The sequence below is a fragment of the Acidocella aromatica genome (genome assembly GCF_014201825.1).
In the GTDB taxonomy this organism is placed as follows: Bacteria; Pseudomonadota; Alphaproteobacteria; order Acetobacterales; family Acetobacteraceae; genus Acidocella; species Acidocella aromatica.
In genome coordinates, this window is sequence record NZ_JACHFJ010000005.1 from 22,202 (window position 1) to 41,546 (window position 19,345).

The following is a 19,345-nucleotide window of genomic DNA, read 5'->3' on the forward strand; positions in this document are numbered from 1 at the left end:
AGCCGTTCATCCTCAAAAGGCGAAGGCTGGTGCGCGGCGGAACTGCGGCAGCAGCCGAGGGGTGACGTCGAACTGCTCGACCTCGGCGAACCCGGTACCGGATGCCTCGGCAACCACGACGCGACCAACCGCCCCCGGCCCTTCCGCCTCGGCGATGACGGCGATGACACGCCCGCCCGGCACCAACTGCGCGGCAAACGCCTTGGAAATCTCGGGCACCGCGCCCTCGATCACGATGGCATCATACGGCCCGCCCGCCGGCCAGCCAGCAGCCAGCGGCCCGGTCACGGCCTCGACATTAGTACCGAACTGCGCCAGCGCGCCGGTATCCAGCCTGGTCTCTTCCTCCAACGCCACCACGGCAACGCCCGCGGCACCGAGAACCGCCGCCAGGTAGCCGGAACCAGCGCCCACGACCAGCGCATGCGCCGGATTCGACTGCAGCACGAGCTGCGCCAGCCGGGCCGTGACCATCGGATTAACGAGGTAACGGCCCTGGCCCAGCGGAATATCGGCATCGGCATAGGCGAAGCTGCCCGCCGGGGCGAACGCCTCACGCGGCAGAGCGCGCATGGCGCTGATCACGCGGGTATCGTGGACATGGTTGGGGCGGATCTGGGAATCCACCATGTGGTCGCGGGCAATGTTCTGGGAAATCTGGTCCGCCATGCTAGCCTTCCATACGCTATTCATGGCCTTTATAGCGGCCCGTTGGGCCACAACTCAACTGCACCAACCGCAATCGAGCATCTCGGTGCTTGACCAACGCCCTCACCCCGTAGATAAGGGCGCCCACCACACACCGATGGTCCGGTGGCAGAGTGGTGATGCAGCGGACTGCAAATCCGCGAATGTGGGTTCGATTCCCGCCCGGACCTCCACTTTTTCCCATGCAAACATGGCTTTCTTGGGCCAATTACAGGAAGATTAAGCAGCCGCTAACCTGGGGCTGCGGACGACTTTGTACTATCACCAAAATTTTATATTGGGCTTGCGACGCAAACGCGCGCCATCCGGAACAAACAACTTAAGTAAAAACAACAGACTATCAATTTATCCAGCCAGTTTTTTAACCCCCTCCCCCACCGCCCTGTGCCAACTAGTTTATTGACTTAACTAACAAAGGGTATGACACAAGCTCCACGCAAGTTTACGCAGCGTTCATCAACAGGAGACCTCACAATGCTGACCACCATGATTCGCGCTTCCCTGCAGAAGTTCAACGTTGACCGCCGTGCCGTCACCGCCATCGAGTACGCGCTGATCGCCGCCCTGATCGCCGTGGTCATCATCGCCGCCGTCACCACCCTCGGCAAGAACGTTTCCACCACCTTCAACAGCGTCGCCAGCGAGCTCTAAGCCCTCCGCGCTGTTCGCCTCAAGTCCGGTAGCGGGTGGATAACCCGCCACTAACGTTGAGAACGCGACTAAAGGCCGTCACCCAACATGGTGGCGGCTTTTTTTTGTTTAAGCTTAGTGTTGTCAAATTTTTGTTGGTATTTTTGGTAACGGAAACGTGAACAATTCATTGACTAAACTAACAAAGGATAGGACACAGGCGTTACCAAAACATACACAACGTTCATCAACAGGAGCCCCACAATGCTGACGACGATGCTTCGCGCTTCCCTGCAGAAACTGACCGCCGACCGCCGCGCCGTCACCGCCATCGAGTACGCGCTGATCGCCGCCCTGATCGCCGTGGTCATCATCGCCGCCGTCACCAGCCTCGGAGCCAACGTTTCTTCCACCTTCAACAGCGTCGCCAGCGAGCTCTAAGCCTCCGCCAACGTTGAGAACACGGCTGAAAAACCGTCACCAGGCATGGTGGCGGTTTTTTGTTTTCCCGAAACGCCGCGCTACAGCGCCGCGGCGACGCGCTCGATCACCCCACTCCAATCATAGGGGCGCTGCTGGCGGAAGATCTTGATCGAGGGATACCAGGGGCTGTCCGCGCGGTTGAGCAGCCAGCGCCAATCCGGCGCATAGGGCAGCACCAGCGAGGCAGGCACATTGCTCGCCCCGGCCACATGCGCCACCGAGGTGTCGATCGTCACCAGCCGGTCCACGCTTTGCAGAATCGCCATGGTATCGAGGAAGTCGCCAATCTCCGGGCCGAGATTCACCAGCGGCGCGGGGCCGTAATAGCCGCCAACCTGGGCAATCTGATCGCCCTTCTGCACGGTGACGATGCAGATATCCTCGCGCGCGAAGAGCGGAGCGAATTGTGTTAGTTTAAGTGTACGTTTCTTGTCGTTCTTGTGTGTTGGCCGCCCAGCCCATACCAGGGCGATGCGTTTTTTACCTTTCGGCGCCAGCCGGTCGAGCTTCTCCGCCCATTCGCGCACCAATGCCGGTGCGGGGTTCAGATAACCTGAGGGCGGCACGTTATCCGTGCCAATTCCGGCCAGACGCGGCAGGCCGGAGAGTGGGATATACGCCTCAAAATCACCTGTATCCTCCCAGCGCGTGACGATCTTGCCAATGCTGGGAAGCTGCCGGAGAATCGGGGTGAGTTCACCCGAGCAGGCCAGCACCGGCTGCGGGCAGAGCAGCGCGGCCCAGGGGATCAGCCGCCCGAACTGGATACAATCGCCAAAGCCCTGGTCGCCGATGATCAGCAACTTGCCCGGCGGCAGGGGCTTGCCATCCCATTGCGGCTTGTCAGTCTTGGGCAGCATGCCCTCGGCCTGCTTGAGCTTGAAGCGCCATTCATAGCTCTCCCAGCCCTCCTTCATTCTTCCCGCCAGCAGCAGCGCCTCGGCACGCTCGAAATGCGCTTCGGGATAATCGGCGTCGAGTTCGATCGCCTTGTCGGACATGCGCACGGCCTCGTCCAGCTCCAGCCGCTCGTAATGGATCAGCGCCAGATTAAAGTAAGCCCGCGAATCGTTCGAGGCCAACTCCACCGCCCGCTTGCCCGCGCGCAGGGCATCGTCCAGCCGCCCGGCACCGCGATACACCTCGCACATATTTCGTGGGTACAACGCCACATCCGGGGCGATGGCCTCGGCCTTTTCCATGCGCTCGATCGCCTGCGCCGTCCGCCCATTGCGATAGGCCACGATACCCGCCAGATGCAGGATATGCGGATGCTCCGGCATCGCCGCGAGCATCCGGTTGGCGAGATCGTCGGCCTCGGCGAGCTTGTTCTCCTGCTCCAGCCGGGCGAGTTTCTCCAGCGCCTCGGAGAGCGGAATGACCTGCTTGCCGGTTTCCTGCGCGCCGCTCATGGCTCTGCCTCCCCATTCTCATAGCCCATCGCCGAAATCCAGGGGGTCAGCTCCTCGCGCACGTCGTCGAACAGATGCGGCATCTCGGCGAGATAAGCCTTGTGCCGGAAGGCCGCGCGCTCATGCACCGACTCGCGCAGCTCGGCCTCGCCGGGCGGCGCTTCCTCCACACCGATGAAATCCAGCACCGCGCGCAGCACGGCCTGCGGGTTGCGCACCAGCGCCTCGTAGCGCACCGGCAGGTAACGCAGCGTTAGTTGTCCGCGGTAATGGCCGATCATCCTGGCCTGCAGCGAGAAATACCGCGCCAGCGCCGGTACGCTCGCCTGGGCGTTGCCTTCCAGCTTCCGGTCCTGGCCAAAATTTGAGAGCATCAGGTCGTAAGGGTGGCGCAGAACATGGATGATTGGCGCCTCCGGGTAGAGCAGCTTGATCAGCCCGAGATGCCAGAAATTACTGGCCGCACGGTCGGTGACAAAACGTACACCAGGGCGCAGCAAGCCGAGCCGGGCGCGACGGCTCTCGTAGAGCGTGCGCAGCCGCTCGGGAGACTCGACGCCATTCGCCACGAGAAAATCATCCAATGCTTCAGGGTAAGGGGCGCCGCCGCCAGCCAGCCGCGCTACCTCGTCCGCCAGACCGGCCACAGGTGCGGCCTCATCGCCCGCCGCGAAGCCTGCTACATGCGCCAGCAATTGTTCCAGCAGCCCGCTGCCCGAGCGCGGAAAGCCAAGCAGGAACACAGGTGTGAACGCCCCCGCACCTGCACGCGGCAAAGGCTGCACGCGGTCGGCGGTGAAATACGCCTTGTACGCGGCCGCGCGGGCTTCCAGCGGCGCAGGCTTATAGGCAAGTCCATTGCGCTCGCGCTGGATGTGACGTGCCGTGGCAAAGGCGGTCACGGCCTCCTGGCGGCGGCCTAGCTGGGCCATGGCCTGCCCCATGGAGAGCATCTCCAGCGGCACCAGGGCTTCCGGCGGTCCCAGCCTGTCGAGCGCTGCCTGCGGCTGGTTCATGGCCAGATCCGCCATCACCCGCAGCAGGCGTAGCGTGCGGTCATCAGGCCAGCGGGCCAGCGCGCCGTCCAGCAATGCGATGGCCTTCTCCCGGTTGCCGCGCTCGAACTCCACCTGCGCATAGCCGCCAATCCCGCGCCGGTTGTCCGATTGTGGACCGATCACCTTGCCGTACAGCTCGGCGGCTTCGTCCAGCCGCCCCTGCTGGCGCAAATTCCAGGCGAGGTTGGAGAGCGCCAGCTCATCCTCCCGCCCCAGCAGCTTGATAGCACGGCGATAGTGATATTCACCCGCGGCGGCATTCCCGGTCTCGGTGAGCACCACGCCCATCATGTGCTGGGCCGAGGCATCCTTTGGCCCCGCTTTCAGCGCCTCGGCGGCCGGGGCCAGCGCGTCCGCATGCCGCCCCTGCCCCACCAGATATTGCGCGTACTGCGTATTCGCCGTGGCGCGGGCCTGGGCCGGGCCGGGCCGGGCAGCGCCGCCAGCCTTGCTCCCAGCGCCTCCGCCGCGCTGTGGCGTTGCTGCGCCTTGCGGATCTCGAACAGCACACGCAGAGCCAGCCGATGGTTCGGCGCCAGGTCGAGCACCTTCAGGCTCAGCGCCTCGGCCTCACCGTATTTCTTCTCGTTGAACAGGCGGATCGCGTCATTGGCCTGCGAGTCGAGCAGTGCCAGGCTCTCCGCCTCGGCCAGCCCCCCTGGCGGCAAGGAACAACAGCGTACCGCCCGCAAACCGCTTCCGCACGGGCACAAGCCACTCGCTTTTTGTTCCGTCACCGCCTCATACCCGTTCGTTGCGCCTCGACATGCTTACAGTCTTTTGCCGCCCAGGCAACGCGTGGAGCCTTCAAGTTTTTGCGACTTATTCTCATAACGCGATGATTCTCTTGACGTTTTGATCGGCGCCCGCCAGATGACGGCGAGATAAAGGAGAGATCCATGCGTGATTTTTCGCAGCTGAGCGAGCGCGAAGTCCTGGCCCTTGCCATCGGCGCCGAGGAAGAAGACGGTCGCATCTATCTCGACATCGCGGAGCGTCTTCGCGAGAACTATCCTGCCTCGGCCCAAACATTCGCCGAGATGGCCGCGCAGGAGAGCGAGCATCGCCGCGAGTTGCTTGAACTCTACCGCGAGAAATTCGGCGAGCATATTCCGCTGATTCGCCGCCAGGACGTGCGAGGCTTCCTCAGCCGCAAGCCCGTGTGGCAGTTGCCCAGCCCGAGCATCAACGAGATCCGTGACCTCGCCGAAAGCATGGAGGTGGAGACCCAGCGTTTCTACCGTTTCGCCGCCTCCCGCGCGACGGATGTTTCCATCCGCAAATTGCTGGGCGATCTGGCGGACGCCGAGGCCGAACACGAGCAGAAGGCCGAGGCGATCTCGGCAAAGAACCTACCCGATGCGGTGCGAGAGGAAGAGGACGAGCACGCCAAGCGCATGTTCGTGCTGCAATTCATCCAGCCCGGTCTGGTCGGGCTGATGGACGGCTCCGTCTCCACACTGGCTCCGATCTTCGCGGCGGCCTTCTCCACCCATAACCCGTTCTCCGCCTTCCTGGTGGGCGCGGCGGCGGCACTGGGTGCCGGTATTTCCATGGGCTTTGCGGAGGCGCTCTCGGACGACGGTTCGCTGACCGGGCGCGGCACGCCTTACATGCGCGGGCTGGTGACAGGGCTGATGACCACGCTGGGCGGGCTTGGGCATACCCTGCCCTTCCTCATCCCCAATTTCCATCTGGCGCTTATCGTCGCGTTCTGCGTTGTGGCCGTGGAGCTGGCGGCCATCTCCTGGATCCGCTGGCGTTATATGGACACCTCGCCCATCCGCGCCACGCTACAAGTGGCGCTGGGCGGCGTGCTAGTGTTCGCCACAGGCGTACTGATCGGCGCTGGTTAGTTTTAGAAGCTTTTGGTGTTTTTAAAAAAGGGCACCAAAAGCTTCTGTTAGTTTTCGTGCTTGCCCGCGGGCTCGCGCGCGTAGGTGATGATCGAGAGATAGGTCATCGGCTTGACCAGCAGCTTCTCCGGCCCGTGCGGCGCCGCTGAATCGAACAGCAGCGCATCGCCGGGCGTGAGGTGGTAGGATTGCTCGCCGTGGCGGTACAGCACCTCCCCGGCGATCATGTAGATGAACTCCGTCCCCTCATGCTGGAACGCCGGATACGGCACCGCATCCTTGGACAGGGTGATAAGATACGGCTCCACCACAACATCGCCGCCCAGAGCGTGGCCGAGCAGCGAATACTGATGCCCCGCCTTGGACCCGCGCCGCTCGATGACCACGCCGGTCCCTGCCTTCACGAAGGAACAGTCGCGCTTTTCCTCGAAGGTGGAGAAGAAGGTGGTGATCGGCACATTCAACGCGGTGGCCAGCGCCTGCAACGAGGCCAGCGAGGGCGAGATCTGTCCGTTCTCAATCTTCGAGAGCATGCCGCCCGAAAGCCCGGCGGCGGCGGCCAGTTCGGAAACCGTAATGCCAACACGCCGGCGCAGCTGGCGCACCTGCACGCCAATGGCCTGCTCCAGCGTAAGGTCGGACACCGCCGCGGCGCTGCTGCCGGTAGTGAACGGCTCGGCAATCTGCTCGGGCAACCCGGCCTCAGCCAGCGCTTCCGGCAATGGAGCCTTGATAACTCGAGCCTTTTCCTGCACCGGCTTCCTCTGCGCACGCACCGCCATAAATCTACCTCCGTCGCAAATTATTATGACGCGGAGGTAGAAAAGGCCAGCCTTGTTTACAAATCAACGGCGCAACGATGACCGGCTCATGACGCCGGCACCGTTTCTTTCCGTTAGCGCGCGGCTTCCAGCCTCTTGGCGGCGGTCAGCGTGTTGCGCAGCAGGCAGGCGATGGTCATGGGACCAACACCGCCCGGAACCGGGGTAATCTTGCCCGCAATGGGGGCTGCCTCAGCATAAGCCACATCGCCCACCAGCTTGGTCTTGCCCTCGCTCGCCGGCACGCGGTTGATGCCGACATCGATGACCACCGCACCCGGCTTGACCCAGTCGCCCTTCACCATCTCCGGGCGGCCGACGGCGGCCACCAGAATATCCGCCGTGCGACACAGCCCCGGCAGGTCGCGGGTCTTGGAATGCGCCATGGTCACGGTGCAATTCTGCTGGAGCAGCAGCTGCGCCACCGGCTTGCCCACGAGGTTGGAGCGCCCGATCACCACGGCATGCAGCCCGGTCATGTCGGAGATGTTATCTTGTAGCAGCAGCAGGCAGCCCAGCGGGGTGCAGGGGATCAGCCCCTCGGCGCCCGAGGCAAGACGCCCGGCATTCACCACGGTCAGCCCGTCCACGTCCTTCTCGGGGGAAATGGTGGCGATCACCGATTCGGTATCCAGATGCTTCGGCAGCGGCAACTGCACCAGAATGCCATGCACCGCCGGATCGGCATTGAGCTGGCTCACCAGGGCCAGCAACTGCTCCTGCGTGGTGTCCGCCGGCAGGCGGTGCTCGAAGGAGTTCATGCCGACTTCCACGGTCTGCTTCGCCTTGTTGGCTACATACACCTTGGAGGCCGGATCTTCGCCCACCAGCACCACGGCCAGGCCGGGCTTGTAGGAGAGCGTCGCGACTTCCGCCGCGATTTCGGCACGAAGTTTGGTGGCAAAGGCCTTGCCGTCGATAATCTGGGTCAAAATCTTACATCCCTGCGCCTGCCTCCGCCCATGGCGGAGGTGGTTGATACGAAATAGGTGGCGCCATTTTAGAACCCGGCGCCCGAGATAGCCACAAGCTGGCTTTAGCTCGCGAACACCACGGTTTTCTTCCCGTTCGGGATCACCCGGTCTTCCAGATGGTAGCGCACGGCGCGGGCCAACACCCGGCGCTCGATGTCACGCCCCTTGCGGACCAGATCATCCGGCGTGTCGGCATGGGTAATGCGCTCCACGTCCTGCTCGATGATCGGGCCCTCATCGAGGTCCGACGTCACGTAATGCGCCGTGGCGCCGATCAGCTTCACGCCCCGACCATGCGCTTGATGGTAGGGCTTCGCCCCCTTGAAGCCGGGCAGGAAGGAGTGATGGATATTGATGCAGCGGCCCGAGAGCTTCTGGGCCAGCGCGTCGGAGAGCACCTGCATATAGCGCGCCAGCACCACCAGCTCGGACTTAGTCTCCTTCACCAGCGCCCAGATCTGCGCCTCCTGCTCCATCTTGGTATCCTTGGTGATGGGCAGATGGTGGAAGGGCAGCCCACCGAAATCCAGCCCGGCGTAGTTCTCGATGCCATGATTGGAGACGATGGCGGTGGGCGTCATCTCCAGCTCGCCGATGCGCCAGCGGTAGAGCAGGTCTGCAAGGCAATGGTCGAACTTGGAGACCAGCAGCAGCACCCGGCGCGGGGCGGAATGATCGGAGATCTTCCAGCCCATCTTGAACTCCTCGGCGATGGGCGCAAAGCTCTCGCGCAGCGCCTCAATGCCCGCCGAGCCACCGAGATCGAAGGCAATGCGGGCAAAGAACTTGCTGGTCTCGGCATCGTCGAATTGCTGGGCCTCGCGGATATCCGCGCCCTGCTCGAACAGATAAGTGGTCACACGGGCCACGATGCCGGGGCGGTTGAGGCAGGAGAGTGTCAGCACATATTGGGCTTTGGACATGGAAGAAGCATTCCTGAGGTTCGGTTGAAGAAAGAGGTACAGCGCGCGCCGCGCTGCCTTCAACCTCGCCCCGAAGTGAATTCCTCCGCCGCCTCGGCCAGCGCATGATGCAAGGCCCCGGCAAAGCTGCGGAAACAGGCGAGAATGTAAGCATCACCCTCGCGCCAGACCCGCACGCCGATATGCGCGGCCGAGGTGATGGCAACGTCATCCGGGGCGAAGCGCTCGATATCGATGGGCAGCAGCTTCTTCAGAATTACCACGGCAAACGGCCCCGTGACGGCGAAGCTGAACAGCCCGTCCGACTGGTCGGTGACTGACGCCCCAATGCGGGCGGCGAGCTCGGCCGCCTCAGTGTCCAGGAACAGCCAGGAATTGGGGCCGTTCCAGAGGATATTGCCCAAGCGTTTGCCCGCGCTCGGCAACTCCAGCCCCACCGGCTGGCGGCTGGCCAGGCTGGCAATGCTGCGGATGGGCAGCGGGGCGAAATGTGCCATGGCCCTCAGCGCGGGTAGTGAAACATCAAGCATGCAGGCGGCTCCCGGAAGGGTCGTAATGCACGGGGTTAACAATTTCGGCCAGCGTGTCGCCATTGCGCACGGGATCGTAAACACGGATCTGCTCGCCGATGCGCGCCGGGCCATTGGCCAGGAGCGCCAGTGCGATGGAGCCCAGCGAGGGCGAGCGCGCCGCCGAGGACACATGTCCCTGGTCGTTCTCGGCCGTAGCGGCGGCCCCGACAGGCAGCAGATGACTGCCCGCGCGGATAATGCTCACGCCATCCACAGGCCGCAGTCCCACCAGCGTCGGGCGGGCGGGATCGGTGAGCGCCGGGCGCGCGGCCAGGGCGCGGCCGATGAAGTCCTTCTTCTTCGAGAGCAGCTTGTGCAGGCCCAGATCATGCGCCGTGGTCTGGCCGTTCAGCTCCGGCCCTGCGGCATGCCCCTTCTCGATGCGCATGATGCCCAGCGCCTCGGTCCCGTAAGGCGCTATGCCGAACTCCGCCCCCGCCTCCATCAGCTTCGCCGCCAGTGCATTGCCATAGCGCGCAGGGACGGCGATCTCATAAGCCAGTTCGCCAGAGAAGGAGATGCGGAACAGCCGCGCCGGGGTGCCGCCACAAATGGTCAGCTCCGCGCAGCCCATATAGGGGAACGCCTCGTTGCCAATATCGAAGGGCGCATCAACGAGTTTCTCCAGCGTGGCGCGTGAATCCGGCCCCGCCACGGCGATCTGCGCCCATTGGTCTGTCACCGAGATGAACGTCACATCCAGCTCCGGCCACAATACCTGGGAACAGAATTCAAGATGCTGCATCACCTTCGCCGCGTTGGCGGTGGTGGTTGTCATCACGAAATGCTGCTTGCCGAGACGCGCGGTGGTGCCGTCATCCATCACCATGCCGTCCTCGCGCAGCATCAGCCCGTAGCGCACGCGCCCCACGGCGAGGTTGGTCCAGCTATTGGTGTAGACGCATTCAAGGAACTTCGCCGCATCCGGCCCCTGGATGTCGATCTTGCCCAGCGTCGTCACATCACAGATGCCGACATGGTTGCGCACGGTGTTCACCTCGCGCTGTGCCGCCGCCAGCCAGTCCTCGCCCGCGCGCGGATAATATTGCGCGCGCAGCCACATCCCGGTTTCCACGAACACAGCTCCTTGCGCCTCGGAGAATTCATGCGTCGGCGCGCAGCGCGTGGGCTTGAAGAACTTGCCCTTATGCGGCCCGGCCAGAGCGCCAATCGCCACCGGGGTGTAAGGCGGGCGAAAGCGCGTGGTGCCGGTTTCCGGCACGGTCTTGCCGGTGGCCTCGGCCAGCAAAGCCAGCGCGTTCACGTTGGCGGTCTTGCCCTGGTCGGTGGCCATGCCCAGCGTGGTGTAGCGCTTCACATGCTCCACCGAGGAGAACCCCTCCTGATGCGCGAGCCGGATATCCTTCACCGTCACGTCGTTCTGGAAATCGACAAAGGATTTGCCAGGGTACGCGCCCACATGCCAGCAGGGCTGGATGTTGAGGTTGATGCCCTGCCCCGCCGCCTTGCCGATGACCTCCATGCCCGGCGGCAGATTGCCAGGGATGAAGGCGGAGATTGCGTCATCCCAAACCGGCTTACCGTCGAAATGCGAGGTCAGCGCCACGTTCGGGTTGAACCCGCCGGAGCTGGCGATCAGGTCGCACTCAAGCTTCAGCACGCCGCCATTGTTCAGGCGGATTTCCGCGCCCTTCACGCTCTGGCAACCCAGCGCGCGGGTGATGACAGCGCCCGCGAAGACAGGCACGCCAGCCTCCCGCGCCAGATCATGCACGAGATCGGAACTCTTCGGGCGGGAATCCACCACGCCGGAAATCTGCACCTTCGCACTGACGAGAAGCGGAATCAGGCTGGCCGCGTCATCGTTGTTGATAAACAGCACGGCATTGCGGCCAGGGGCCACGCCGTAGCGGGTGATGTAGATGGCCACCGCACCCGCCAGCATCGAGCCGGGCTTGTCGTTATGGCCGAACACCATCGGCCGCTCCAGCGCGCCGGTGGCGAGGATCGAACGCTCCGCGACGATCTTGGTCAGACGCTGGCGTGGCGCATCGGAGACCGGCAGATGGTCGGTCAGACGCTCCAGCGCCGCATAGGTGCCGCCATCGTAAACCGCGAACACCGTGGTGCGAGGCATGAACTTCACGTTGGCAGGCAAGTCCGGCGTTTCCAGCGCCGCGTTTTCATCGCAAACCAGCACGCGCCCGCCAGACGCCGCCGCCTCGCGCGCCGCGCACAGGCCATCAGCGCCGCCGCCGATCACCAGCACATCGCAAAACTCTGTGGTTTTCTCGTAGGTATCCGGGTCCGGCACGCCCGCGTTGCGGCCCAAGCCAGCAGCGCGGCGGATCATCGGCTCGTAGAATTTCTCCCACAGCTTCGCGGGCCACATGAAAGTCTTGTAGTAGAACCCGGCGGCGAAGAACGGCGAGAGCAGGTTGTTCACCGCCAGCGGATCGTATTTCAGCGAGAAGCCACGATTCTGGCTGCTCGCCTCAAGCCCGTTGAAAATTTCCGCCATGGTGGCGCGGGTATTCGGCTCGCGATACGCGCCGGTACGCAGCTCCACCAGCGCGTTCGGCTCCTCGGACCCTGCCGAGAGAATCCCGCGCGGGCGGTGATATTTGAAGCTGCGGCCAACAAGCTTCACGCCATTGGCGAGCAGCGCGGAGGCCAGCGTGTCCCCCGCATAGCCCTGGTAATGTTTGCCGTCGAAGGTGAAGGAGACCGGCTTGGCGCGGTCGATCAGCCCGCCGCTGGCGATACGAAACCCGCTCATGGCAGCTCCACCTTCAGGATTTCATGCGTGGAGACATCGCGCGTGACCACCAGCCAGGCATGGCAGCCGGCGCTGTGGTACCAATACTCCTTGCGCGGGCCTTTAAGATTATCACGCATATACACGTAATCGGTCCATTCCTTGGTGGGTTCGGCGCCGCCATCCTTGGGGCGGGTCACACCGGCATCCTGGGTGTAGAGGAATTCCTCCACGCCACGGGCGCCGCAATGGGGGCATGGGATGCGCATCAGTGCAGATTCGGCTGCGCGCCGACTCCCTTTTCATCGATGAGTTTACCTTCGGCGAAGCGGTCCAGCCGGTAAGCGGCGGCCACCTTGTGCGGAGCCTCGTTGGCGATGAGATGCGCGAAGCAATAGCCCATCGCCGGCACGGCCTTGAACCCGCCATAACACCAGCCCGCGTTGATGAAGAGATTCTTCACCGGCGAGAAGTCGATGATCGGCGAGCCATCCATCGTCATGTCCATGATGCCGCCCCAGCTGCGCAGCAGCCGCGCGCGCCCGATCATTGGCATCAGCGCCACACCGCCCTCGCACACATCCTCCACTGTCGGCAGATTGCCGCGCGCGGCGTAGGAGTTGTAGCCGTCGATATCGCCGCCAAACACCAAACCGCCTTTATCCGACTGCGAAATATAAAAATGCCCCGCGCCGAAGGTGATCACGTTGTCGATCAGCGGCTTCAGCCCCTCGCTCACAAACGCCTGCAACACATGGCTCTCGATAGGCAAACGGAACCCTGCCATATTCGCCAGCAGCGAGGACGAACCCGCCACCGCGATGCCGAGCTTCCTCGCCCCGATGCGCCCACGCGTGGTCTCCACCCCCATCACCACGCCATTCTCCTGAATAATACCGGTGACTTCGCAATTCTCGATGATATCCACACCGCGGTCGCTGGCCGCGCGGGCATAGCCCCAGGCCACGGCATCATGCCGCACCGTGCCGCCACGGCGCTGCACCAGCGCCCCTTGCACCGGGAAGCGCGCATTGTCGTAATCCAGAAACGGAATCTCGCGGCGCAACTGCTCGCGGTCCAGCAGCTCCGCATCCACGCCGTGCAGCCGCATGGTGTTGCCGCGCCGCGCATAAGCGTCGCGCTGCGGGTCGGAGTGGTAGATGTTGAACACCCCGCGCTGGCTGACCATGGCGTTGTAATTGATGTCCTGCTCCAGCCCTTCCCACAGCTTCATGGACAGCTCGTAGAACGGGGTATTCCCCGGCAGCCCGTAATTGGAGCGGATAATGGTGGTGTTGCGCCCGATATTGCCGTTGCCGAGCCACCCTTTCTCCAGCACCGCGATCCGCCCGACATTGTGGTTTTTCGCCAGGTAATAGGCCGTCGCCAGGCCACCTCCGCCGCCACCGATGATCACCACATCGTAAGACGGCGCGGGCGTGGCCTTGCGCCAAGCTGGCTTCCAGCCCTTGTGGCCGCGCAGGGCTTCTCGGATGACGGAAACGGCGGAATAACGCATGGGTAAAAATAATTCCTGTGGGTTAAACGATGTTATGCACAGGAATTATTTGCTGTCAAACCTCCAATAGGCCCGGACAGAACTCCAGCGCCTTTTTCCCCTCATGGCTGACATACCCGCGCGGCGCGGAGACCACGCGGATTCCCTCCTGCACGGAATCGTGCCGGAAATGCGTATGCCCATGAATCCAGGCATCAGGCGGGTTGGCGCTGAACTCGGGCAGCAGGTCCGAGGCATAGGCCGGGGCAATGCCACCATCCCGCCGGCCCAGATACGCCTCGCCCGGCGCGTGATGCGTGACCACGACGATTTTCGCCTCCGGGTCCTCCTCACGCAACCGCGAGATGGTGATGTGCAGCCAGGCGCGCGAGCGCTCATGGCGCATCAGCGCGTTGTCGGGCTGGAATCGGGTGGCGATGCGGTAGATCAGCCGGTAATCGTTCATGTGCCGGCCAGCGAACTCCATCGCCTCGGCCATGTTTCCGCGCAGGGCGAAATCCGTCCACAGCGTGCAGCCAAGCACATGCACTCGCCCGCCCGGCAGGTCGAAGCTGGCGACGGTGTTTTCGAGGTACCGCACCTTCCCCTCTGTCCGCTCCGCCGCCGAGAAGAAGGCCGGCTGCAAAAGCTGGATCTGCTGGTGGTAGAACTCATGGTTGCCCGCCACGAGCACGACGGGAATACCCAGGAAATCCGAGACCTGCTCGGCATAAACGACAGAGCGCAGCCCGACATGGATATCCCCCGCAAGTACCACGAGGTCCGCCGGTGGCAGGTTGGTGAGCATCGGCCCGCGTGAAGGGTGCTTGGGCACCCCGCTATGGCGCGAGAGAAAGCCCTTCCAGCCCGGCACACTCAGGCGCCAGCGCTCCATCTCGAGATGGAGGTCACTCATATACAGGATGCGGATCATCTATGGCCGGTTAATAGCAGATAGAAGAACCCGGCAGCGAATATCGTGGTGAGCAGCCGCCACACATACAGCTCCGAGGCCCGCAACCGCCAGAATGGCTGATGCATCCCCTCCTCGCCCTGCACCAGCCCGGTTTGCAGCGCCTGAGCCAGCTCCCCGGCATCGGCGTAACGGTTCTCGGGACTGGGGGCCAGGGTGCGCTGCAACACCAGCCCAAGCCAGCGCGGCAAATCCGGGCGCACGCGCGCCAGAGGCAACTTCTCGCGCTGGCCGAACGGGAACGGTCCGCCGGAGAACATGCGGTAGATGGTCACACCCAGCGCATACACCTCGGTACGGGCGCTGGCCGGGGCGTTGTGCAGCAATTCGGGGGCCATGTAGCGTATGGTCCCGCCCGGCTTCACCGCCTCGGCGGCATCGATGCCCGGCAGATAGGCAAGGCCAAGGTCGAGCAGCCGCACCTCGCCGCGCTCATCCAGCAGCATCACGTTATCGGGCTTCAGGTCGCGGTGGATGATCTGGATCGCCGCCAGATCCTGCACCGCCTCGCAAAGTTTCAGCGCAATGCCTATGCCTTCCGGCAGGCCCATCGGCGGGGCGCGGTTTAGCCGTTTCTCCAGCGTCTCGCCCTGGTAAAGCGGCATGACCAGATACAGCGAGGTGCGCCGCTCGGGCGGCAGTTCCAGATACCGCACCACGTTATTGCCGCGCACGGCGGTGCCGATCCACGCCTCGCGCATGAACCCGGCGGTGAACACCTCGTCCTGCAGCATCGAGGGCAGCGGGATCTTCATCGCCACCTCGCGCTGGCCGATGGTATCGTAGGCCGCCTTGAGGATGGTGTAGCGCCCGCGGAACAGCGTCTGCCCGATGATGAAATGATCCCACACATCGCCCTCGCGCGGGGGCGGGCGCAGTGGCAGGTCGGAGAGTGCGGCCATCGCCGCGTCGCCGTTATCCGAGGGGGCGGCGGCAATCCGCATCACCATCACGGATTTATCCATCCCCGGTAGCGGCGCCAGGGCCGAAAGCACCGCCTGGGCCAGATCCTCGTCACCCTCGGGGGGCGAGACCAGCCTCGGGGCCAGCGCGCCATAAACCAGCTCCGGCGCCACGCCCTCCACACCGCCGAGCAGGAAATACACATCCCCCTCCTCGGCGAACTCCTCGGCATGGTCCACGGTGAGATCATCGGTCAGCCCCAAGGCGCGGGCGGGCAGAAACTCGCCGGGCCGGGCATGCGGGCGCATCAGCGGCGAGAGCCCCTTTCCGCGCAGGCGGAAGAGCTGGCAGGCGCCGATCTGCACCATGCCGATCCGCCGGCGCTCCAGCAGCAGCGCCGAGAGGGAGACAGGGGCAAGATGGCGCGAGACATCGCCGTGCATCTGCCCGGCTAGCCAGCGGTTGAGCGAGACCAGCGCCTGCGATGCCGCCCGCCGGGCCGAGAGGGTGCGCTGCGCGCCGAAATACCCCTCGGCGAAGGAATGCACGGCAAGCTGCGCGGCATCGCGCGCGCCGGCCACGCTGATCTGCGTTTCGGCATGGGCGCGGGCCATTACCCCGATCACCCCGCGCTCGGGGCTCTCGAAACTTTCGCCGGTATAAACGGCGAAAAAATTATGCGAGCTGGACGACCCGCATTGCGCGGCAAAGGCCATGGCCACCCGCCATGCGCCGCTTTCTATCGGGGCTGTTTCAGCCATGCCGATGCTTCGCCGGCTGCCAGGTCACATCCCCCGCCCCATTGCCCGCGGCCACGCGGGCGAGCACGAAGAGCAGATCGGAGAGACGGTTGAGATAGATCAGCGCAAGCCGGTTCACCTTTTCCTCGGGCGCTTCCAGCAAATGCACAACCGCGCGCTCCGCCCGGCGCACCACGGTCCGCGCGAAGTGCAGATGCGCCGAACCCGGCGTGCCGCCCGGCAGGATAAAGGAGGTGAGCGGCGGCAACGCGGCGTTCAGCTGGTCGATGCGCGCCTCCAGCCAATCCACCTGCGCCTGCACGATGCGCAGCGCCGGAGCTTCGTTTTCAGCGATGGGTACGCACAGATCCGCGCCAAGATCGAACAGATCGTTCTGCACCCTGCCCAGCAGTTCATCCTCGGCCACATGCAGCCGGGCAAGGCCGATAACGGCATTGGCCTCGTCCACCTCGCCCAGGGCAGCGATGCGCAACGATGATTTCGCCACGCGCGAACCATCGCCCAGCGAGGTTTCGCCGTGGTCTCCGCCACGGGTATAAATCTTGTCCAGTTTGACCATGCTGTACTGCACCACGGCAGACAGCGCGCCGCAAGCCGGATTAGCGAGGCGCCTCGACCAGGAAATGCCCCTGCGCCGCGTGGCTGCCCTCGGCAAAGCCGCGCGCCTCGATCAGCTCGCGCACATCCGCCGTCATCTCGGCATTGCCGCAGATGATCACGCGGTCCGTGGCGATATCCAGCGGCGGCATGCCGAGATCCATCTCCAGCTTCCCCGCCTCCAGCAACGTGGTGATGCGCCCGGTGGTATGGAACGGCTCGCGCGTGACGGTGGGGTAGAAGAACAGCTTCTTCAGCACCAGCTCGCCGAAATACTCATCCTTGAGCAGGTTGGTGATGCTGGCTTCGGTGAAGGCCAGCTCCTCCACCTTGCGCGCGCAATGCACGAACACGACGTAATCGTAGAACTCGTAGGTATCAATGTCCTTGATCACGCTAAGCAACGGCGCCACGCCGCTGGTGGTGGCAAACAAGTAAAGCTGCTTCGCCCCCGGTTGCAGGTTGTTCAGGGTCAACGCGCCAGTTGGCTTACCGCCCACCAATACCTGGTCGCCTTCCTTCATATCGTGCAGCCGGGCGGTCAGTTCGTCGTCCCCAGCCTTGGCCAGGAAAAATTCCAGATGCTCCTCATGCACCGCGCTGCACATGGCGCTGCGCTTGAGTACCGGCTGCTCGCCCTGGGCCAAGGGCTGCCCGTCCACCACAATGCCCAACGGCGTGAACTGCCCGCACAGAAAGCGGAAACCAGGATTGCGCGTGGTGGTGAAGCTGAACAGCGTATCCGTCCAGTTGCTGATGGAGGTTACGGTTTCGGTGTAGAGGTTCGTTGCCATGGTCGTCTCCGCAGGGCTGCGGGCGGCTCGTTCTTGGGCCGGCGCGTGGCAAGGTTACTGCGGCGCAACCACGGGTTCATCAATGATCCATATCATTGCACCAAAAAGCGAACGGGCCGGACGCATGATGCGCCGGCCCGTCTTCAGTCCCTGCGGATGGTCCGCCGGATTATTTCTCGACGAACGCCTTCTCGATGACGAACTCGCCGCGGGTGTGGTGGCTACCCTCGGTAAAGCCGCGGCTGATGAGCAGGTTCTGCAAATCATCCAGCATCTGCGGGCTGCCGCAGAGCATCACGCGGTCGGTCTCCTTGTTCAGCGGAGCCAGACCGAGATCGGCCTCCAGCTTGCCCTGCTCGAACAGTGCGGTCAGGCGCCCATTATTGCGGAACGGCTCGCGCGTCACGGTCGGGTAGTACAGCAGCTTCTCGCGTGCGATCTCGCCGAAGAACTCGTCGTTCAGCAGGTTGTTCACGATCTGCTCGCCATAACCCAGCTCCGCGATCTCGCGGCAGCCATGGGCCAGCACGATATGATCGTACAGCTCATAGGTCTCCGGATCCTTCACGATGCTGACGAACGGCGCGAGGCCGGTGCCGGTGGAGAGCAGATACAGCGTCTTGCCCGGCTTGAGGTTCTGCTGGATCAGCGTGCCGGTGGGCTTGGCGCCGACGATCAGCTGGTCACCCGGCTGGATCTTCTGCAGATGCGAGGTCAACGGACCATCCGGCACCTTGATGGAGAAGAACTCCAGGTGATCCTCGTGATGCGCGCTGCAAATCGAATAGGCGCGCAGCAGGGGCTTGCCGTTGACCGTGAGGCCGATCATCGTGAACTGCCCGCTGATGAACCTGAAACCGGGATTACGCGTGGCCGTGAAGCTGAACAGCCGGTCAGTCCAGTGCCGGACGGTTTGCACCGTCTCGGTATACATCGTCGCCAATTTCCTACTCCGCTCCTTACGTCGCCGGGTCCGCCCATCGGGCCGCTTCCGGCCGAGGGGACATACAGGCTAACCCAGCCCTATTACAATGCCGTCGGGCTGTCCCATACCGCATCCGCGCGCGTGCATATACGAGCCAGAGAAAATGTTAACCTCTTTTTTGGCATTGCAGGGGCCTAAAAAACAAAAAACCTCTACGCGGACCACATAAGGGCCCGCCGAAGAGGCATAAAAGCACTCAGACGGTTAGATCGCCGCCTCGCCCCGCTCGCTGGTACGGATGCGGATCACCTCATCCACCTCGGTCACGAAAATCTTGCCATCGCCCACGCGGTCGGTCCGGGCGGCATGCATGATCGCCTCGACGGCATTCTCCACCAGATCGTCGGCGCACACCACCTCGACCAGCAATTTTGGCTGAAAATCGACCACGTATTCCGCGCCGCGATACGTTTCGGTATGGCCCTTCTGCCGGCCAAAACCCTTGGCCTCGATCACGGTGATGCCCTGCAGCCCCACGCTGTGCAGCGCGTCCTTTACCTCGTCCAGCTTGAACGGCTTGATAATGGCTTCAATCTTTTTCATCTACGTCGTCACCCTTCTCTAATGAGGGCGCTCTCCCCGGCTTGCGCCGCAGTTAGGCACCTGAATTTAATTTAAGCAATCAATTTTTTCCGCCGCCGCGCAAGGCGGCGGGGCATCGCCTGGGGAAGAAACTTG

The 19,345-nt window shown here is 63.5% G+C and carries 20 protein-coding genes and 1 tRNA gene; 4 read left to right on the forward strand and 17 right to left on the reverse strand.

The annotated features are described in order from the left end of the window. Nucleotides 1-12 precede the first annotated feature (12 nt). A complete protein-coding gene (locus HNP71_RS07180) occupies nt 13-669 on the reverse strand; it encodes a protein-L-isoaspartate O-methyltransferase family protein (RefSeq protein WP_183266212.1) in 657 nt (218 codons plus the stop codon). Between the two features lie 138 nt (nt 670-807). Between HNP71_RS07180 and HNP71_RS07185 the strand changes: the two genes are divergently transcribed. The 3 genes from HNP71_RS07185 to HNP71_RS07195 all read left to right on the forward strand — a co-directional run bounded on the left by HNP71_RS07185 (nt 808) and on the right by HNP71_RS07195 (nt 1,779). Continuing rightward, a tRNA-Cys gene (locus tag HNP71_RS07185) sits at nt 808-881 on the forward strand. A 313-nt stretch (nt 882-1,194) separates the two neighbouring features. Further along, a complete protein-coding gene (locus HNP71_RS07190; protein ID WP_183266213.1) occupies nt 1,195-1,359 on the forward strand; it encodes a Flp family type IVb pilin in 165 nt (54 codons plus the stop codon). A 243-nt stretch (nt 1,360-1,602) separates the two neighbouring features. After that, the gene (locus tag HNP71_RS07195) at nt 1,603-1,779 is read left to right on the forward strand and encodes a Flp family type IVb pilin (RefSeq protein WP_183266214.1); all 177 of its coding nucleotides are present in this window, start codon (nt 1,603-1,605) and stop codon (nt 1,777-1,779) included. Between the two features lie 80 nt (nt 1,780-1,859). On the opposite strand, the gene HNP71_RS07200 is transcribed toward HNP71_RS07195, so the two are convergent. Genes HNP71_RS07200 through HNP71_RS07210 form a run of 3 tightly spaced genes read right to left on the reverse strand, consistent with a single transcriptional unit; the run spans nt 1,860 to nt 4,959 of the window. Next, nucleotides 1,860-3,233, reverse strand: coding sequence for a tetratricopeptide repeat-containing glycosyltransferase family protein (locus tag HNP71_RS07200; RefSeq protein ID WP_183266215.1), 1,374 nt, complete (start codon nt 3,231-3,233; stop codon nt 1,860-1,862). Continuing rightward, the gene (locus tag HNP71_RS07205; RefSeq protein ID WP_183266216.1) at nt 3,230-4,666 is read right to left on the reverse strand and encodes a sulfotransferase; all 1,437 of its coding nucleotides are present in this window, start codon (nt 4,664-4,666) and stop codon (nt 3,230-3,232) included. Before HNP71_RS07205 ends, HNP71_RS07200 begins: the two co-directional genes overlap by 4 nt. Next, a complete protein-coding gene (locus HNP71_RS07210; RefSeq protein ID WP_183266217.1) occupies nt 4,615-4,959 on the reverse strand; it encodes a hypothetical protein in 345 nt (114 codons plus the stop codon). Before HNP71_RS07210 ends, HNP71_RS07205 begins: the two co-directional genes overlap by 52 nt. A 231-nt stretch (nt 4,960-5,190) precedes the next feature. Here HNP71_RS07210 and mbfA point away from each other — a divergent pair, with 231 nt between their 5' ends. Continuing rightward, nucleotides 5,191-6,147, forward strand: coding sequence for an iron exporter MbfA (mbfA, locus tag HNP71_RS07215; RefSeq protein WP_183266218.1), 957 nt, complete (start codon nt 5,191-5,193; stop codon nt 6,145-6,147). 47 nt (nt 6,148-6,194) lie between these two features. On the opposite strand, the gene HNP71_RS07220 is transcribed toward mbfA, so the two are convergent. The 13 genes from HNP71_RS07220 to HNP71_RS07280 all read right to left on the reverse strand — a co-directional run bounded on the left by HNP71_RS07220 (nt 6,195) and on the right by HNP71_RS07280 (nt 19,210). Then, complete coding sequence (locus tag HNP71_RS07220; RefSeq protein WP_221246681.1) at nt 6,195-6,929, reverse strand: helix-turn-helix domain-containing protein; 735 nt, start codon at nt 6,927-6,929, stop codon at nt 6,195-6,197. A gap of 113 nt (nt 6,930-7,042) precedes the next feature. After that, nucleotides 7,043-7,900, reverse strand: a complete 858-nt coding sequence (gene folD, locus HNP71_RS07225) for a bifunctional methylenetetrahydrofolate dehydrogenase/methenyltetrahydrofolate cyclohydrolase FolD (RefSeq protein WP_221246682.1) — start codon at nt 7,898-7,900, stop codon at nt 7,043-7,045. Nucleotides 7,901-8,004: 104 nt separating this feature from the next. Continuing rightward, nucleotides 8,005-8,865, reverse strand: coding sequence for a formyltetrahydrofolate deformylase (purU, locus tag HNP71_RS07230; RefSeq protein WP_183266219.1), 861 nt, complete (start codon nt 8,863-8,865; stop codon nt 8,005-8,007). Nucleotides 8,866-8,924: 59 nt separating this feature from the next. Continuing rightward, complete coding sequence (locus HNP71_RS07235) at nt 8,925-9,395, reverse strand: aminomethyltransferase family protein (RefSeq protein ID WP_183266220.1); 471 nt, start codon at nt 9,393-9,395, stop codon at nt 8,925-8,927. Continuing rightward, nucleotides 9,388-12,177: a 2Fe-2S iron-sulfur cluster-binding protein gene (locus HNP71_RS07240; RefSeq protein WP_183266221.1), complete on the reverse strand. Its 2,790-nt coding sequence runs from the start codon at nt 12,175-12,177 to the stop codon at nt 9,388-9,390. Before HNP71_RS07240 ends, HNP71_RS07235 begins: the two co-directional genes overlap by 8 nt. Beyond that, a complete protein-coding gene (locus tag HNP71_RS07245; RefSeq protein ID WP_183266222.1) occupies nt 12,174-12,425 on the reverse strand; it encodes a sarcosine oxidase subunit delta in 252 nt (83 codons plus the stop codon). The genes HNP71_RS07240 and HNP71_RS07245 overlap by 4 nt, the downstream gene beginning before the upstream one ends. Then, nucleotides 12,425-13,675 (reverse strand): sarcosine oxidase subunit beta family protein, encoded by a 1,251-nt coding sequence (locus HNP71_RS07250; protein ID WP_183266223.1) that lies wholly within the window; start codon nt 13,673-13,675, stop codon nt 12,425-12,427. Before HNP71_RS07250 ends, HNP71_RS07245 begins: the two co-directional genes overlap by 1 nt. 55 nt (nt 13,676-13,730) lie before the next feature. Further along, complete coding sequence (locus HNP71_RS07255; RefSeq protein WP_281376887.1) at nt 13,731-14,588, reverse strand: metallophosphoesterase; 858 nt, start codon at nt 14,586-14,588, stop codon at nt 13,731-13,733. Then, on the reverse strand, nt 14,585-16,291 hold the full coding sequence (locus HNP71_RS07260; protein ID WP_183266225.1) for a bifunctional protein-serine/threonine kinase/phosphatase: 1,707 nt from the start codon (nt 16,289-16,291) through the stop codon (nt 14,585-14,587). Before HNP71_RS07260 ends, HNP71_RS07255 begins: the two co-directional genes overlap by 4 nt. Continuing rightward, nucleotides 16,284-16,850, reverse strand: coding sequence for a cob(I)yrinic acid a,c-diamide adenosyltransferase (locus tag HNP71_RS07265; RefSeq protein WP_183266226.1), 567 nt, complete (start codon nt 16,848-16,850; stop codon nt 16,284-16,286). Before HNP71_RS07265 ends, HNP71_RS07260 begins: the two co-directional genes overlap by 8 nt. 40 nt (nt 16,851-16,890) lie before the next feature. Next, nucleotides 16,891-17,682 (reverse strand): ferredoxin--NADP reductase, encoded by a 792-nt coding sequence (locus tag HNP71_RS07270; RefSeq protein WP_183266227.1) that lies wholly within the window; start codon nt 17,680-17,682, stop codon nt 16,891-16,893. 169 nt (nt 17,683-17,851) lie between these two features. Then, nucleotides 17,852-18,616 carry a ferredoxin--NADP reductase gene (locus tag HNP71_RS07275; protein WP_183266322.1) on the reverse strand — a complete coding sequence of 255 codons (765 nt, stop codon included), beginning with the start codon at nt 18,614-18,616 and terminating at the stop codon, nt 17,852-17,854. 255 nt (nt 18,617-18,871) lie between these two features. Then, on the reverse strand, nt 18,872-19,210 hold the full coding sequence (locus HNP71_RS07280) for a P-II family nitrogen regulator (RefSeq protein ID WP_183266228.1): 339 nt from the start codon (nt 19,208-19,210) through the stop codon (nt 18,872-18,874). Nucleotides 19,211-19,345 lie beyond the last annotated feature (135 nt).

Bases quoted from the DNA above. Each gene is read 5' to 3' on its own strand.
- HNP71_RS07180 (WP_183266212.1), bottom strand. From the start codon at position 669: ATGGCGGACCAGATTTCCCAGAACATTGCCCGCGACCACATGGTGGAT.
- HNP71_RS07190 (WP_183266213.1), top strand. From the start codon at position 1,195: ATGATTCGCGCTTCCCTGCAGAAGTTCAACGTTGACCGCCGTGCCGTC.
- HNP71_RS07195 (WP_183266214.1), top strand. From the start codon at position 1,603: ATGCTGACGACGATGCTTCGCGCTTCCCTGCAGAAACTGACCGCCGAC.
- HNP71_RS07200 (WP_183266215.1), bottom strand. From the start codon at position 3,233: ATGAGCGGCGCGCAGGAAACCGGCAAGCAGGTCATTCCGCTCTCCGAG.
- mbfA (WP_183266218.1), top strand. From the start codon at position 5,191: ATGCGTGATTTTTCGCAGCTGAGCGAGCGCGAAGTCCTGGCCCTTGCC.
- HNP71_RS07220 (WP_221246681.1), bottom strand. From the start codon at position 6,929: ATGGCGGTGCGTGCGCAGAGGAAGCCGGTGCAGGAAAAGGCTCGAGTT.
- purU (WP_183266219.1), bottom strand. From the start codon at position 8,865: ATGTCCAAAGCCCAATATGTGCTGACACTCTCCTGCCTCAACCGCCCC.
- HNP71_RS07235 (WP_183266220.1), bottom strand. From the start codon at position 9,395: ATGCTTGATGTTTCACTACCCGCGCTGAGGGCCATGGCACATTTCGCC.
- HNP71_RS07240 (WP_183266221.1), bottom strand. From the start codon at position 12,177: ATGAGCGGGTTTCGTATCGCCAGCGGCGGGCTGATCGACCGCGCCAAG.
- HNP71_RS07245 (WP_183266222.1), bottom strand. From the start codon at position 12,425: ATGCGCATCCCATGCCCCCATTGCGGCGCCCGTGGCGTGGAGGAATTC.
- HNP71_RS07250 (WP_183266223.1), bottom strand. From the start codon at position 13,675: ATGCGTTATTCCGCCGTTTCCGTCATCCGAGAAGCCCTGCGCGGCCAC.
- HNP71_RS07255 (WP_281376887.1), bottom strand. From the start codon at position 14,588: ATGATCCGCATCCTGTATATGAGTGACCTCCATCTCGAGATGGAGCGC.
- HNP71_RS07260 (WP_183266225.1), bottom strand. From the start codon at position 16,291: ATGGCTGAAACAGCCCCGATAGAAAGCGGCGCATGGCGGGTGGCCATG.
- HNP71_RS07265 (WP_183266226.1), bottom strand. From the start codon at position 16,850: ATGGTCAAACTGGACAAGATTTATACCCGTGGCGGAGACCACGGCGAA.
- HNP71_RS07270 (WP_183266227.1), bottom strand. From the start codon at position 17,682: ATGGCAACGAACCTCTACACCGAAACCGTAACCTCCATCAGCAACTGG.
- HNP71_RS07275 (WP_183266322.1), bottom strand. From the start codon at position 18,616: ATGTATACCGAGACGGTGCAAACCGTCCGGCACTGGACTGACCGGCTG.
- HNP71_RS07280 (WP_183266228.1), bottom strand. From the start codon at position 19,210: ATGAAAAAGATTGAAGCCATTATCAAGCCGTTCAAGCTGGACGAGGTA.